This is a genomic window from Risungbinella massiliensis (assembly GCF_000942395.1).
GTDB lineage: Bacteria > Bacillota > Bacilli > Thermoactinomycetales > Thermoactinomycetaceae > Risungbinella > Risungbinella massiliensis.
The window spans coordinates 1,503,727-1,517,638 of the sequence record NZ_LN812102.1 but is presented as its reverse complement, the minus strand read 5'-3'; the positions used below and the strand labels follow the sequence as shown (position 1 = coordinate 1,517,638).

Sequence of the window (13,912 nt, the reverse complement as noted above, 5' to 3'; positions counted from 1 at the left end):
AGTGAAGAAACAAAACCTCCCAGACAATTTGGTCTTGGGAGGTTTTGTTATGTAAAAAGAACGAATTACTGTTTTTATAAAGTTTCTAATGCGCCTTCAACCTCTTCGTGATGGATACAAGTGAACATTGGCACATCACGTAAAGTATAGCGACTTGCTTCTGTCTCGCGAAGTTCTTGAACCAGATTGAGGAAGTCTTTTGGATCATTGGTCTCAAATGCTACTACAAACTCTTGGTCATCAATACCAAAGCTATAAGTGGTATTTAATTTAACTGATGGGTATTTGCTACCTACTTGAATATGCTCGTCCATCATTCCTTGACGTGCTGGGGCGGAAAGTTGGTACCAGTCACGTGTTTTAATAAACGGATATACGAACAGATATTTGAATTTACCTGGTACAATATGGGTTCGTGGGTTTTGATGTTCTGGATCCATGAAATCTACATAGACGCTTCGTTTTGTGAGAGACAAATAGGAGTATGTAATTTCGAGATATTTACCAAGACCCGTTCTCATGAGACGTGCTGTCATCTCTTGAAATGTCTCTAGGTCATTTGCAATTCTCCAGAGCATTAATTCTGCATCGGGACGAATCCCAACCAAGGAGTAAGGGAGAGCAAAAACATTTTCACGCTCTTGGTATTCTCTAACTACTGCAGCAAATTCTGCTTTTCCATGATGCTGTTCTTCTTCTGTTAGCCTACGGAAAGCAGGATCTAACTTAAAGAATGAAAAATTGACGTATTGTGTTGGAAGTTTGGGACGTGCTGGTGCTGCTGTTTCGGTAGTAGTAGCAGTGTTTGCTCCTGGTCTCATTCTAGGTCTCATATAAGTTTCTGCTGATAAGCAGAAGTCACCTCGCTTTTTTGGATTACAAATTATATTGTATCTGTAGCATTCGCGTTAGGCAAATCAGCATTAGCATTGACGCTTTTTCAATAGATCAGTAGTATGATAAAAAGGGCATGAAACGTAAGGCAGTTTAGAAAGGAAGTAGACGACCTTGTTTTCTTTATTTCTTGCAGCATCTCCCCCCATTAATTTGATTCAATTGGTAATTTCGATTCCGTTAATTCTGGTATTAATTTTTGGAATTGGTTTTATTCTCAACATGATCCTAAAGACGACGTGGATACCACTTATTTTGTATCTCGCATTGGTTATTTATCTCGCATTTCAATTAAAAGGTGCACCACAACTCGCCGATATTACTTGGTTTATTGCTGGTTTGGCAGGAGCAGTGGGTTGTGGCTGGACAATTCGATACTTAAGACAAAATGGATATCGTATGTTCTAAATATCAGAAAAGCACCCTCTTCCGATTACTGGAGAAGGGTGCTTTTCTATGTACAATAGAATAATAATATCATTTAAGTTTAGTACCAAAACCAATACATCAATAGTGAAAATAACACTCCAAACCATGCACCTACAAAGACTTCAATTGGTTTGTGTCCTAATATTTCTTTTAATTTAATACGTGTTTCTTCAGGAGATTTTTTATTCATTTCACGGATCTCTACCACGAATTGTTGGAAATCTTCTACTAACCTATTGAGTACTTGAGCTTGCATTCCAGCTTGTCTTCGTACTCCAGTAGCATCATACATCACAATGACACTCAGTATGGTAGCAATTGCAAAGTCTACGCTGTTCCAGCCATTTAAGATTCCGACTGAAGTAGCAAGCGAAGTGACAGCAGCAGTATGACTACTAGGCATGCCGCCTGAAAAATAGAACCATTTCCATTCCCATTTTTGAGTAAGTGTATAATTCCAAGGGATTTTGAGAAGTTGTGCCAGAATAATTGCTAAGATAGATGTCCAAAGCGCAAAGTTGGAAAGCAATGGTGAAAACATATTGCTTCTCCTTTCCTAAATTCCATTTAAGAAAAATTGATAAGTTCTTATCTATTCTCTCATGAAACGCTAGAAAATAAAAATCCAGCTTTCAACAAGCTGGTTAACAATTGTTCCTTTTTGTTTTTTTATTTGCCTACTTTTCCATTAGCAGATGTCTCCACGAATTTTTTCCAGGATTGATTAAATTTCTCAACCTCTTTGGTATAAGTTTGGTATGCTTTATTGATTTCTTCTTTCAGCTGATTCAACTTTTCTTGTTTTTCAGGGGAGATGTTTTGTAAATATTCTTGTTGTGATACCAAATAACTTTGATTTTTTTGTAAGAGGTCTTGTTCAAGTTGATACACTTTCGTAAAAGATTGAAGAAAGGTAGTTGCTTGTTTTTGGGATTCTTGATCGGAAAGTTGAGCTGATTTGGTTTGTAGATCTGGTAAGCTCTGACCTATCTTTTCTATTTTGGATTGTAAGGTAGATAGTACTTTTTTCTGCTCCTCGATCTTTCCGAGTATGGTAGGTTTACTTTCTGCATTGGGGTTTGGCATTTGATTCAACATTGTTACTGTTTCCTGATCTAATTTCTCCAATTCAGTTAAATGGCTTGCATTTGCTTGATTAAATCCTCTTACTTGAACATTCATCTCTTGTGCTAATTGACTGGGACTGATGGTGTCTCCCATCGCAGTGCAACCGGTAGTAAGGAGAATGAGAATCCCAACTAAGTTCAGTAGTTTCTTCATCTTTGCTCATCCTTTCTCATCTAATAGGGTAGACTTCGTGTGAATGGGAAAAAAATCCTATCATTTTATGAATATTAGATTCCATGTATTTCTATACAAAAAATAATAAAAAGATATTACAATGGTCTCTGTTGAAAGGTGGTAGCAAATGACGAACCAGGATAGAAAGACTGAAAAATTACATCGAACAATGAAAAGTAGACACTTGTTTATGATCGCACTAGGGGGAGTTTTGGGAACAGGGTTCTTTAACAGTACTGGGTTTACCATCGCGAATGCAGGACCAATTGGTACGATTTTATCCTATTTAGTCGGTGGCTTAGTTATGTATTTTGTTATGCTCTGTTTAGGAGAATTGGCGGTGGCTCGACCAGTCGCAGGAAGTTTCCAAGACTATTCTACAAAATATATTGGACCAGCTACTGGATTTACTGTAGGTTGGATGTATTGGGGTGGCTGGGCTATCACAGTAGCTCTTGAGCTAGTGACGATTGGCCTTCAGATGCAACGCTGGTTTCCAGATATCCCAATTTGGATCTGGAGTTTCCTTTTTGGAGTATTATTATTTTTAGTGAATGCTGTTTCCGTTAGAAGTTTTGCGGAGATTGAGTTTTGGTTCTCTAGTATCAAGTTATCAGCTATTATCTTGTTTATCATTCTTGGATCAGCTGCAATTTTTGGGTGGATTCCTTTGTCTAGTGGTGAAAGTGCCCCTATGTTTCATAATTTGACAGCACATGGCTGGTTTCCAACCGGAATCCAATCGGTATTGGTCACCATGTTAGCTGTTAATTTTTCCTTTCAAGGAACTGAATTGATTGGGATTGCTTCTGGTGAAAGTGAAAACCCAGAAAAAACAATTCCTCGTTCTATTCGTCAGACGGTTTGGCGGACTATCCTCTTTTTTGGACTTGCGATCTTCGTATTGGTCTCCTTATTGCCCTATCAAGAGGCTGGGGTAACGGAAAGTCCATTTGTTGCAGCGCTTGATAAGATTGGAGTTCCTTATGCTGCTGATATCATGAACTTTGTTATTATTACTGCGTTACTATCAGTAGCTAACTCAGGACTCTATGCAACTACTAGAATGTTATTTTCTCTGGCTGAAAATAAGATGGCACCGACTATTTTACAAAGAGTCTCGAAGAGGGGAGTTCCATTTCCAGCTCTCATTGTTAGTATGGCATTTGCCTCACTATCTCTGTTAACCTATAAATTTGCTCATGAGACGGTTTATGTATGGTTGTTATCCGTGGCGGGGATGACAGCGGTGTTGGCATGGATGTCCATCGCCTTGTCACAATACTTTTTCCGTAAAAAATATTTAGCTGAGGGTGGAAAAGTAGAAGATCTAAAATATAGAACTCCACTGTATCCATTTTTACCCCTCTTTACATTCGCAGTAAATGCTGTTATTTTGCTAAGTCTTGCTTTAGATCCAGAAACAGCTCCATCTTTGACAATTGGGATTCCACTTACGATTGGCTGCTATCTCTTGTACTATTTTTTATATGGTCGTAAAGCCAAAAATAATAGTTGATTTTTATCGTGCGCCTCTGTATAATGAATCTTGTCACGCCGATGTGGCGGAATTGGCAGACGCGCACGACTCAAAATCGTGTTCCTACGGGAGTGTCGGTTCGACCCCGACCATCGGTATTATAAAAAACGTTTCTTACACTTGTGTAGGGAACGTTTTTGATTTATCTTCAAAAGTGATTTGTTCCTGTAAAAATAGATCTGAATAAGATTCATTCCACCTCCATTCCTATTTATATGGGGGTTTTTTAATGCAGCAAATTAGATCAAAATTACTTTAGAGAATAAGACAAAAAATATAAAGAGTACTGGAAATGTTGGTATTAATAGCAAATGAACTATTCTAATTCCAACTAACAAAAAATTTTTGTCCAGTACCTTGCAATGATTTGTAGTGGGTGATACACTTTACTCATTAAAACAGGTACCTTGCATTAATTAGTACCTGGAAGATAGGTGATCGCGTGAATGTTCAGTTTAAAAAAGGGGTCCTTACCTTATGTGTATTAGTTCTTACACTAAAAAAGGATCGTTATGGGTATGAATTGGTCGATAAGATTTCTGAAAAATTTTTAATCGCAGAAGGAACAATTTATCCTTTGTTGCGTCGGTTAACCAAAGAAGGATATTTCACCACATACCTTGTGGAGTCTCAAGAAGGACCACCCCGTAAATATTATCAATTAACAGAAGATGGTAAGAAGTATGTTATGGATTTAGTGAGCGAGTGGAAATCTTTCGCAACAGGCGTGAATCAGTTGATTGAGGAGGGACTTATAGATGACAAAGGATAAGTTTTTTGCTGAACTAGAGGACCAGTTACGAAAACTTCCAAAAATAGAGCAAGAAGAAATTTTAGCGGATTATGAAGAGCATTTTGAACATGGCAGATTGAAAGGTAGAACGGAACACGAAATTGCTACAGGATTAGGTAGTCCGAAAAAAATAGCAAGGGAATTAATGGCAGATTACCATATTGGGCAAGCAAAGGAGAATCAATCTTATCCCAGCCTGTTTCGAGCTTTTTATACTTCTATTGGTTTAGGATTTTTTAATCTTGTATTTTTGCTAGGACCATTCATCGCGATGTTAGCTCTTATCTTTTCTGGTTATGTTGTATCACTGGCATTTGTGTTAACCCCATTTGCATCGATCGCTTCTTTTATTTGGGTAGAGAGCATTGCCGAAGGTTTTCTGAATCTATTTGTAACCTTTGTTTTGGCTGGTTTAGGTTTACTCATTGGGGTAGCAATGAAACACGTTTCTCAAAAATTTTTAGGTTGGATGACTCGTTATGTACAATCAAATCTGAATGTGATCAAAGGGGAGAGCAAACATGGCTAAGCTTGTAAAAATAGGGATTGGGCTTCTGGTGATTGGAGTGATTGGGATTGTTGTTCTACTAGCAAGTGGAGTTTCATTTGGTAGTGGTACAGAAAAGATTAATCTCCATAAAACAGTAGATGCGAAAAATATTGCCCAAATGGTTATCAATAGTGATATATCGAGTATAAAAATTCATCCATCTACTTCTGAACAAGTGCAGATTAAACTATCCGGTACTGTACCAAAAAGTACTAAAACAGACTTACAAGTTAATATCGCCAATCAGACTTTAAACATAGAGGAACTGCAAGAACGTAAGTCTTTTGTAGTGTTTGGATTTGATTTTAATTTACTTAATGTTGGAATGAAAATGGATATTTATCTTCCAGAAAAAACATATGAATCGATCACCATGAATACAAAATTTGGCGATATTGTGGTTGACCAAAAGCTACTTGCAAAGAAACTAAATCTGAAAACGGAAAAAGGTAATGTTTCTCTCAATGGATACCAAGGAGATCAATTATCAGCCATTACCCAATTTGGTAACATGAAACTACGTGAGATTGATTCTACCTTTGAACTCGAAACGGAGTTTGGAAATATAGATGTTCTTCCATCGGCAGAGTTGAAGAACAAAAACCTAGTTAAAAGCCAGTTTGGTGATATCCAGATCCAAGTAATGAAAGAACCTGTTGTACTAAATGTAGATTTCTTTGCAGAGTTGGGAGATATTCAATCAGACTTTCCAGTTACTCATACTACAAGTACAACTGATATGGATGACGATCCCATTACGGATGTGTTGAAGGGCGCTATAGGAAATGCAAAAACGGATAGCCCAAGTCTAACCGTTCGTACAGAAAAGGGAGATATCTCATTTAAAAAATAGAATGCATGTTTACTGCTTTTTGATTAGTATCTGTTATCAAATAATATTTTTGTCAAAGGTTTTTGTTTGCTAAAAAAGGTGACTTCTGAATCATTCAGAAATCACCTTTTTTAATATTTAGCTTGTTGTATTAATCAAAGTGAAGCGTAGGCGCGCCGCTGGCTTTTCGTTCATTATGCAACATGCTCAATATTGATAAAATTTATTAAGAACCACAGTCAGGACAATCACAATCACAGTCAAAACAATCACAATCCCATTTGCTTTTCTTTTTCTTATTTTGTTGTTGCTGATGTTGTTTCGAATGAGTTTGAGATGGATTCGTAAACTGTTTTAACTCTGGGATTGATATATTGGAAGTAGATGTTGCACCTGCTGGAGCGGTTTGTAGAGAAGCTCCATATTTCACCCACAATAGTCCTACCATTCCTAGACTCCCTACTAATAAAGTAGAGGCAAGGATGATACTCTCAGAAGTGATGAGAAGCATGGTACCAGAGATCAGGAAAGTGATCGCACAGGTTAAGATAATAAAGAACAAAATGATATTCCTCCTTGTGTTCCGATTAGAAAAAGAATATGTGTTCCACTAACAATAAAGATCGAAAGCCCAATTCCACTGATCAGACCAGTGGCAAAGCGTAAAGGATTGTTACTAGTGCGCCAACGATATAGTTGGGTGAAACCATCTACTAACATGGGAATCTGCAAGAGAAAGGCTATCCAGATTGGTATAGGAGAGAAAAAAAACAGAACAGGAAAACATGCGATTCCACACAGAATTCCCAAGCATCTAGCGCAAATTGGTATCGGTTTTTGGTGTAGATGGAAGCAACGCGATGGTTTTCGATGGCAGGGAACGAAAAGAGCCAATCGATAAAAGAGAGAAGAAGCTCTTTTCATGTTAGACTCCTTTGGAAAAATAGCAATTTCTTATTTAGTGGGTTTGTTTAAAAGGAAAATATAACATATTTATTATATATATAAATTTTAGCATAGTATATTTAGTTAGATGAAAAAGTTAATCGTATTTTTTGTTCATTGACTTGAGCTCAAAAACAAAAAAACTAGACGCAGTTTTCGAGCATACTGCGTCTAGCATAAATGAGATTATTCTCCAATTTTCTTTTCAAATGCATGTATATCTTCGTTGCGTCCGATCACGATGAATACATCTCCGGGCTGAATTTTTTCGTCTGCAGCTGGGGTGATATTCATTTTGTTATCCTTGGAGCGGATTGCAATGACATTACAGTGATATTTTGCTCGAACATCTAGAGCTGCAAGGCTTTTCCCAAATACTTTTTCCGTTGCAACTACTTCCACGATACTATACTTCGAAGAGATCTCAATATGATCTAAAATGTTTTTGGAGATCAGATGATGAGCTACCCGAATTCCCATATCTCGCTCTGGATGAATCACTTTATCAGCACCGATTTTTTCGAGCACTTTTTGATGAAGTTCACTGATCGCTTTTACTGTAACATGTGGTACTCCGATATCTTTCAGAATCAAGGTGGCTAAGATGCTTGCTTGAATGTCATCTCCGATTGAGACGATGGCATTGTCCACATTCCGAACTCCAAGATCAAGGAGCAGCTTTTCATCTGTTGCGTCTGCTTGGATCGTTTGTGTCACGATCGGTAGGAAATCCTGTACTTTTTGCTCATCTTGGTCAATAGCCATTACTTCATGTCCTAGTTCGGAGAGCGTTTTGGCAATACTTCCGCCAAATCGACCAAGTCCAATAACCACAAACTGCTTCAAGGGTAGTACGTCCTTTCCAGTAACTTTTTTTAGTGTGTACTTCGTTTGAATCATATATAGATTGGCTTTCCGTGATTGCGAGCTTATTTAGACAGAGTCGGACAAAAAGTCAATCTTCCCTAGTATAGGCTATCCTTGCCATTGATGTCATGTCAAATTTGATAAGGATGGTTTCATCTAAAAAACCCCATCTATTTAGATGGGGTTAGATCTATTACCAACAAAGTCTTTTTTTGTCTTTCTTTTTCTTGTCGTGTTTGTCGAGTTCAATTTTCTTACATACAAAGATTACTTTCTTGTTATCATCTTTCTTTTTCTTTAACCAATGTTTTCTACACATATAGTATCCTCCCTTCTTTGAGAGATACTATATTCTATTAACAGAGTTACTTTTTGGAAAAGGCATTTGGAATGAGGAATTAGAATATTTTTACTTAAAAATGATTGATAGACTTATATAAAATCTCTTTTAAGTAAAGCTAACATCAGTAGATCATCGTATTTACCACAAGTAAATTCATATTGGGATAAAACTCCTTCTTCTACGAAACCTAGCTTCTTTAGAAGCACATGGGATGCTCTATTATCTGGTTCTACCAGTGCTTGAATCCGATTAAATCTATAATTCTCAAAACCAAATGGAATTATTTTAGATAGTGCTTCCGTCATCATTCCTAACTTCCAATATTCTTTTGAAAGCTCAAAACCAATCTCAACCCGATGATGCTTTTTGTCCCAATTTAAAAATCCACAAGAACCGATTATTTGAGATGAGCCTTGAAGAGAAATTCCCCAACGAATTCCGGATTGGGAATGGTAAATTTGTTGATACCATTTAATCTCCTCTAAAGCTTCTTCTTCCTTTTGGAAGGGCATCATACCATAATATTTCATCACTTCCCTATCTGAAAGATATTGAAAGATATCAAGATAGTCTTTTTCGTTAATTTCTCTTAGAACTAAGCGCTCAGTTAAAAGAACAGGAAATGGCATATGTAAATCCTCCGTAGTAGTTACTTGCGCAAATTACCTTGAAACTGTCTTGTTAGTAGACATCGCATATATAGTGTATACTAACCAAAGAAAATTTTGGAAGGAGATAGTATATGGGCAAAGAGAAGGCAGGAAAGAAACCAAATAGATTAGTTAATGAAAAATCACCTTATTTATTACAGCATGCTTATAACCCTGTCAACTGGTATCCATGGTCAGATGAGGCATTCAGCAAAGCGAAAGCAGAAGATAAACCTATATTCTTGTCCATCGGCTATAGCACTTGTCATTGGTGTCATGTGATGGAACGAGAGAGTTTTGAAGATGAAGAGGTAGCAGAGATTCTCAATCAGCATTTTGTTTCGATCAAAGTGGATCGGGAAGAACGTCCTGATCTAGATAATCTCTATATGACAGTATGTCAGGCTTTGACGGGTCACGGTGGTTGGCCTCTTACCATATTGCTGACACCTAGCCAGAAGCCGTTTTTTGCAGGAACCTATTTTCCAAAAGAAGATCGCTATGGTCGAACAGGTCTTGTAAAGCTTCTAACCTCGCTAAGTAAAATGTGGGCTGAGGAAAAAGACAAAGCAGAAAACATGGGAACTCAGTTGATCAGTCAATTAGATACATTCTTTCATCCTGGTAGTCCTGGCACGATGGATCGGGAAACGATCGATTATGCTTATGAACAGATGGCGAGACAATATGATGAAACCTATGGTGGATTTGGAGAGGCGCCAAAATTCCCTCGTCCCCATGATTTGCTTTTTTTACTGCGCTATAGTAGAGCAACAGGTGAGCCAGAAGCAGCACAGATGGTCAACCATACGTTACGGCAGATGAGAAAAGGTGGTATCTTTGATCAAATTGGATATGGTTTTTCTCGGTACTCTGTTGATCGAGAATGGCTAGTTCCGCACTTTGAAAAAATGCTTTATGATCAGGCATTGCTTGCAATAGCCTATTTAGAAGCATATCAAAACTCACAAGATCCGTTCTTCGCGAAAGTAGCGGAAGAAATTTTTTCATACATAATGAGTCAAATGACTTCTCCAGAGGGAGCATTTTACTCTGCGGAGGATGCAGATTCAGAAGGAGAAGAAGGGAAGTTCTATGTTTTCCAATTTGAAGAACTGGAAGAAGTCCTCGGAGAAGAACTTGCCCCTATTTTTCTAGACTATTATGGAGTGACACCAGAGGGCAATTTTGATGGGAACGCAAGTATCCTTCATCAGATCGAGATGGATCTTGACAGGTTAGCAGACCAATACAAGATGTCATCAGATACGTTAACAGAAAAGCTCGAGCAAGCACGCAAATTAGTGTTAGAATACCGAAATAAACGCGAGCGTCCTTTTCTGGATGACAAAGTGTTAACCTCATGGAATGCGATGATGATTGCAGCTTTTGCTAGAGGGGGACGTGTATTACAAAATACCAATTATCTCGATTGCGCTCAACGGGCATTTGATTTTCTACGTGAAAGGTTATGTAGAGAAGATGGACGAGTTCTTGCACGTTTTCGTGAGAATGAATCTGCTATCTTAGGATACTTAGATGATTATGCTTATTTTACTTGGGCAGCGATTGAACTATATGAAGCAACAACCGATGTTAGAGCTCTGCAGCTGGCACTTCAATTACAAAAAGAGACAATCCGTTTATTCGGGGATAAGGAAAAAGGTGGATACTTTTTCTCTGGAGTAGATGCAGAAAAGCTTATTGCCAGACCGAAAGAAATCTTTGACGGAGCGGTTCCATCGGGTAACTCTGTTGTCTTCTTGAATTTGATTCGCTTGGCAAAGTTAACATCAGACCAAGATCTTCTGAACGAAGCAGAGCGTCAGGCTGCTGCTTTTGCTGAAGAGATTCGATCAGCCCCGATTTCCCACACTTTCTTTTTGGTAGGATATTTATTCTGGATTTATCCTAGTAAGGAGATTTTAATCCGTGGTTCTTTAACGGATCCAATGACCAAAAGGTTTTTACGGGAGATCCATCGCCACTACTTACCAGAAGCAGTTTTAGGATTTGATCCTGGAGCTAACGCTGAGGCGAATGAGCAGCTTTTTCTCCCTATTACTGAAGAAGTATTAAGTAATCAACCAGCTGTGTATCTTTGTGAAGATTTTGCTTGCCAGAGACCCATTACCCAGTTGGAGGATCTCCAAAAAGCACTTTCCGCCACAAAATAATATAAAAGTAAGAGGTGCAAAATGAGGAAGCCATTTTGTGCCTTTTTTTGTGTGTACAATTTTAATTCATTTTCAAAGTCTCTTGCGAACAAGTTGTTTTACCTTATAAAAGTATATATGTTCAGGAAACGGTTCAACACACTGCCAGATTTTCAAAAGGGTGATTAATCTATTTATAGCTTGTTGCAAAAATCAAAGTTAAACATAGGCAAGCCGCCGGTTTTCCCGATTCTGCTTGTCCTGCCTGTCCTGAGGGATCTGCTCCGGCTCCCTACCGCTCAAAGTCGCATCTCAAAAGGGGAAAACCTCTGGCTTTAGGCTCATTATGCAACATGCTCTATTTAAAATGGTTATTATGGAATGTCGAGGTATGGGGCTTATCCTTGTATATAATTTGAGCCAAAAGAGCTATTTCTTAAATTTTTGTCCCTATATACAATAAAAAACGAATCATCAAAACTTGATTTTCCTTCTTAAAAGTATCTTCCGTAAACCATATTATTTCGTTTAAATAGAAGAAGTTTGATAAAAAACTGATTTATAGTAAAATTGGCTATTTTGACTAACTATACGACGGGTAGTACAAGGGACTTTATCTAATTTGAAAATTGTATATATTAGGACTTTTAGAATCAAAGAAATTCAAACGTCAAGGAAAAATCGTAACAGGGGAGAAGATGCAAGCAAAACCGCTCAGTTGATTTTGGAATATGATCCCCATCCCCCTTTTGATGCTGGCTCGCCAAAAAAAGCTCCAACCGCATTAGTTAAGCAATTAAAAAGCTTGATGGGTGATAAGTTTCATATTTAGAATGAACTAGTTATTTTGGCAGATATGTTATTTATCCTGTTAGTTAGGTAATTACCTCCTGTTTCATTATCGTTGCATTGTACATTATGACCCATCCTACTATTTTTTCATAAGGAGTATTTTTTTCATGAAACGTAAACGCTTCATAATGATCTTATGCATTGTGGCAATAATGTGGGTAATGCATACACTCTCCAAAAATTTCATGGTTGATCCGTCGTTTAGCGCTTTCTTAGCTAAAAAAGATAACATTTTGACTAATCGAGAAACATGGATCTTGATAATTCAGATTCATATAATTCTTGCACTTGTAGCCTTAGTGACAGGACCAATGGGATTAATCAAACGCTTACGTGTGAAATATCTTCCATTTCACAAATGGAATGGGAGAATCTATATTTTAACCATTGTATTAAATTTCTTTCCAGGAGTATATGTGTCTTTTTTCGCTTCAGGTGGTATAGCTAGCACGATTGGATTCCTATTATTAAATACACTATGGATTTCAACTACTATTCTTGGATATGTATCAATCAGAAAGAACAAATTGCAACAGCATATCAAGTGGATGACTCGTAGTTTATTTCTTTCTTTTGCAAATATGACGATTTATATTATCGTAGCCGTTACTCATTATGGTTTTAAGTTTGAATATGGTTTGTCTTACTCTATTGCTGTTTGGTTATGTTGGATCATTAATTTGTTATTTGCTGAGTGGGTAATTAGGAAAAAGATACTTGTCTAATGGTTCATTATTTCAGAGCTCAATAGCGATAAATACAAAGCTTTTGATAGGAGCAAATAACATTGAAAAGAAAGAGAAATGTATATATTTTCTCGTTTGTTATGATGATCAGCATTTTTGTCGGTTGTAGTGGTGGACATCATAAACACTTAGTTATTAATCAAAATGTCTTCTTCTAGTTTCAAGATAGTACAGGCAAAAAAATTACACTCCATAAAAAACCAGAAAGAATTGTTGTCCTTAATACAGAAATGCAAAGCCTGTTTTATCAAATCGGAGGGAAGGCAGTAGGAATTGCTACAGCATCTGGATAGTTTAGAAAAGTTAGTTGAACTTGATCCAGATGTTATTTTTTTCATTGCACATGGAACCAAAGAGTTTGGTGAGAAGAAACTAAAAACAGATATTGAGAGCAACCCTTCATGGGCAACATTACGTGCAGTCGTGGAGAACGTCAAAGAGCTAGGATTGCAATGGCATTGGCACAACAACCAACGATCCTATTACTGGATGAACCAACTACCTATCTAGATATGCCATCAGTTAGAAATTATGGAGCTGATAAAATATCTCAATGATCGTTATGCGATCACATTTATTATGGTTTTACATGATTTGAATCAAGCTATTCTCTATTCGGATCAAATTGTAATCATGAAAGAAGGATTGATTTATCAGTATGGTACTCCTGATAAAGTAATTAATGCCAATACATTAAAAGAGGTTTTTGGCGTCCATGCCCAAATCGAAATCGAGCCAGACGAAGAAACCTGTTATTCACTCAATAAAATTAAATAGTCAATCCAATTACCAAAGAAGTATTAGGCAATCAACCGACGGTGTATCTTTGTGAAGATTTTACTTGATAGGCATCGATTACAAAAGTGGAAAATCTCCAGAAAGAACTGTCTACCTAAAATGAAACAAGAAAAAATTAGCCGTAAAGATGATACATCATTTTTACGGTTTTTTTCTGTACAATTTTAATTGATTTTCATATAATAATTATTATAAAAAAGTTTCTCGCGAACAAA

General features: G+C 37.2%; 18 protein-coding genes and 1 tRNA gene. 11 read left to right on the top strand and 8 right to left on the bottom strand.

Annotation, left to right across the window (positions count from 1 at the left end; translation table 11 throughout):
- Positions 1-74: 74 nt before the first annotated feature.
- Entirely contained in the window at positions 75-821 is a 747-nt protein-coding gene (locus VJ09_RS07890; protein ID WP_044640983.1) for a chlorite dismutase family protein, read from the bottom strand.
- 220 nt (positions 822-1,041) lie between these two features.
- Between VJ09_RS07890 and VJ09_RS07885 the strand changes: the two genes are divergently transcribed.
- Positions 1,042-1,302 carry a YuiB family protein gene (locus VJ09_RS07885; protein ID WP_044641701.1) on the top strand — a complete coding sequence of 87 codons (261 nt, stop codon included), beginning with the start codon at positions 1,042-1,044 and terminating at the stop codon, positions 1,300-1,302.
- Between the two features lie 79 nt (positions 1,303-1,381).
- On the opposite strand, the gene VJ09_RS07880 is transcribed toward VJ09_RS07885, so the two are convergent.
- On the bottom strand, positions 1,382-1,864 hold the full coding sequence (locus tag VJ09_RS07880; protein ID WP_044640982.1) for a divergent PAP2 family protein: 483 nt from the start codon (positions 1,862-1,864) through the stop codon (positions 1,382-1,384).
- Positions 1,865-1,992: 128 nt separating this feature from the next.
- Positions 1,993-2,604 (bottom strand): YkyA family protein, encoded by a 612-nt coding sequence (locus VJ09_RS07875; protein WP_044640981.1) that lies wholly within the window; start codon positions 2,602-2,604, stop codon positions 1,993-1,995.
- 148 nt (positions 2,605-2,752) lie between these two features.
- Here VJ09_RS07875 and VJ09_RS07870 point away from each other — a divergent pair, with 148 nt between their 5' ends.
- The 5 genes from VJ09_RS07870 to VJ09_RS07850 all read left to right on the top strand — a co-directional run bounded on the left by VJ09_RS07870 (position 2,753) and on the right by VJ09_RS07850 (position 6,361).
- A complete protein-coding gene (locus tag VJ09_RS07870; RefSeq protein WP_044640980.1) occupies positions 2,753-4,144 on the top strand; it encodes an amino acid permease in 1,392 nt (463 codons plus the stop codon).
- A gap of 37 nt (positions 4,145-4,181) precedes the next feature.
- Positions 4,182-4,263, top strand: a tRNA-Leu gene (locus tag VJ09_RS07865).
- A 344-nt stretch (positions 4,264-4,607) separates the two neighbouring features.
- Complete coding sequence (locus VJ09_RS07860) at positions 4,608-4,937, top strand: PadR family transcriptional regulator (protein ID WP_044640979.1); 330 nt, start codon at positions 4,608-4,610, stop codon at positions 4,935-4,937.
- Positions 4,924-5,487, top strand: coding sequence for a DUF1700 domain-containing protein (locus tag VJ09_RS07855; RefSeq protein ID WP_044640978.1), 564 nt, complete (start codon positions 4,924-4,926; stop codon positions 5,485-5,487). The genes VJ09_RS07860 and VJ09_RS07855 overlap by 14 nt, the downstream gene beginning before the upstream one ends.
- Positions 5,480-6,361 (top strand): DUF4097 family beta strand repeat-containing protein, encoded by an 882-nt coding sequence (locus VJ09_RS07850; RefSeq protein WP_044640977.1) that lies wholly within the window; start codon positions 5,480-5,482, stop codon positions 6,359-6,361. Before VJ09_RS07855 ends, VJ09_RS07850 begins: the two co-directional genes overlap by 8 nt.
- 205 nt (positions 6,362-6,566) lie before the next feature.
- On the opposite strand, the gene VJ09_RS07845 is transcribed toward VJ09_RS07850, so the two are convergent.
- The 5 genes from VJ09_RS07845 to VJ09_RS07830 form a co-directional block, all read right to left on the bottom strand.
- Positions 6,567-6,902, bottom strand: a complete 336-nt coding sequence (locus tag VJ09_RS07845) for a hypothetical protein (protein WP_044640976.1) — start codon at positions 6,900-6,902, stop codon at positions 6,567-6,569.
- Complete coding sequence (locus tag VJ09_RS07840) at positions 6,884-7,264, bottom strand: DUF2085 domain-containing protein (protein WP_044640975.1); 381 nt, start codon at positions 7,262-7,264, stop codon at positions 6,884-6,886. Before VJ09_RS07840 ends, VJ09_RS07845 begins: the two co-directional genes overlap by 19 nt.
- Positions 7,265-7,471: 207 nt before the next feature.
- Complete coding sequence (locus VJ09_RS07835) at positions 7,472-8,185, bottom strand: potassium channel family protein (RefSeq protein ID WP_044640974.1); 714 nt, start codon at positions 8,183-8,185, stop codon at positions 7,472-7,474.
- A gap of 160 nt (positions 8,186-8,345) precedes the next feature.
- A complete protein-coding gene (locus VJ09_RS18965; protein WP_267904277.1) occupies positions 8,346-8,471 on the bottom strand; it encodes a hypothetical protein in 126 nt (41 codons plus the stop codon).
- Between the two features lie 113 nt (positions 8,472-8,584).
- Positions 8,585-9,124 carry a GNAT family N-acetyltransferase gene (locus VJ09_RS07830; RefSeq protein ID WP_044640973.1) on the bottom strand — a complete coding sequence of 180 codons (540 nt, stop codon included), beginning with the start codon at positions 9,122-9,124 and terminating at the stop codon, positions 8,585-8,587.
- A gap of 113 nt (positions 9,125-9,237) precedes the next feature.
- Between VJ09_RS07830 and VJ09_RS07825 the strand changes: the two genes are divergently transcribed.
- The 5 genes from VJ09_RS07825 (at position 9,238) to VJ09_RS07810 (ending at position 13,676) form a co-directional block, all read left to right on the top strand.
- Entirely contained in the window at positions 9,238-11,322 is a 2,085-nt protein-coding gene (locus VJ09_RS07825; RefSeq protein ID WP_044640972.1) for a thioredoxin domain-containing protein, read from the top strand.
- 601 nt (positions 11,323-11,923) lie between these two features.
- Positions 11,924-12,133 (top strand): hypothetical protein, encoded by a 210-nt coding sequence (locus VJ09_RS07820; protein WP_044640971.1) that lies wholly within the window; start codon positions 11,924-11,926, stop codon positions 12,131-12,133.
- Positions 12,134-12,260: 127 nt separating this feature from the next.
- The gene (locus tag VJ09_RS07815; RefSeq protein ID WP_044640970.1) at positions 12,261-12,878 is read left to right on the top strand and encodes a DUF2306 domain-containing protein; all 618 of its coding nucleotides are present in this window, start codon (positions 12,261-12,263) and stop codon (positions 12,876-12,878) included.
- A gap of 422 nt (positions 12,879-13,300) precedes the next feature.
- Positions 13,301-13,456: an ATP-binding cassette domain-containing protein gene (locus tag VJ09_RS19045; RefSeq protein ID WP_325063584.1), complete on the top strand. Its 156-nt coding sequence runs from the start codon at positions 13,301-13,303 to the stop codon at positions 13,454-13,456.
- Positions 13,431-13,676 carry an ATP-binding cassette domain-containing protein gene (locus VJ09_RS07810; protein WP_052807290.1) on the top strand — a complete coding sequence of 82 codons (246 nt, stop codon included), beginning with the start codon at positions 13,431-13,433 and terminating at the stop codon, positions 13,674-13,676. Before VJ09_RS19045 ends, VJ09_RS07810 begins: the two co-directional genes overlap by 26 nt.
- Positions 13,677-13,912 lie beyond the last annotated feature (236 nt).

What these genes read in the sequence shown, in the direction of transcription:
- VJ09_RS07890 (WP_044640983.1), bottom strand. Translation starts at nt 821, where the DNA reads ATGAGACCAGGAGCAAACACTGCTACTACTACCGAAACAGCAGCACCA.
- VJ09_RS18965 (WP_267904277.1), bottom strand. Translation starts at nt 8,471, where the DNA reads ATGTGTAGAAAACATTGGTTAAAGAAAAAGAAAGATGATAACAAGAAA.
- VJ09_RS07835 (WP_044640974.1), bottom strand. Translation starts at nt 8,185, where the DNA reads ATGATTCAAACGAAGTACACACTAAAAAAAGTTACTGGAAAGGACGTA.
- VJ09_RS07840 (WP_044640975.1), bottom strand. Translation starts at nt 7,264, where the DNA reads ATGAAAAGAGCTTCTTCTCTCTTTTATCGATTGGCTCTTTTCGTTCCC.
- VJ09_RS07815 (WP_044640970.1), top strand. Translation starts at nt 12,261, where the DNA reads ATGAAACGTAAACGCTTCATAATGATCTTATGCATTGTGGCAATAATG.
- VJ09_RS07830 (WP_044640973.1), bottom strand. Translation starts at nt 9,124, where the DNA reads ATGCCATTTCCTGTTCTTTTAACTGAGCGCTTAGTTCTAAGAGAAATT.
- VJ09_RS07810 (WP_052807290.1), top strand. Translation starts at nt 13,431, where the DNA reads ATGGAGCTGATAAAATATCTCAATGATCGTTATGCGATCACATTTATT.
- VJ09_RS07875 (WP_044640981.1), bottom strand. Translation starts at nt 2,604, where the DNA reads ATGAAGAAACTACTGAACTTAGTTGGGATTCTCATTCTCCTTACTACC.
- VJ09_RS07825 (WP_044640972.1), top strand. Translation starts at nt 9,238, where the DNA reads ATGGGCAAAGAGAAGGCAGGAAAGAAACCAAATAGATTAGTTAATGAA.
- VJ09_RS07850 (WP_044640977.1), top strand. Translation starts at nt 5,480, where the DNA reads ATGGCTAAGCTTGTAAAAATAGGGATTGGGCTTCTGGTGATTGGAGTG.
- VJ09_RS07855 (WP_044640978.1), top strand. Translation starts at nt 4,924, where the DNA reads ATGACAAAGGATAAGTTTTTTGCTGAACTAGAGGACCAGTTACGAAAA.
- VJ09_RS19045 (WP_325063584.1), top strand. Translation starts at nt 13,301, where the DNA reads ATGGGCAACATTACGTGCAGTCGTGGAGAACGTCAAAGAGCTAGGATT.
- VJ09_RS07870 (WP_044640980.1), top strand. Translation starts at nt 2,753, where the DNA reads ATGACGAACCAGGATAGAAAGACTGAAAAATTACATCGAACAATGAAA.
- VJ09_RS07880 (WP_044640982.1), bottom strand. Translation starts at nt 1,864, where the DNA reads ATGTTTTCACCATTGCTTTCCAACTTTGCGCTTTGGACATCTATCTTA.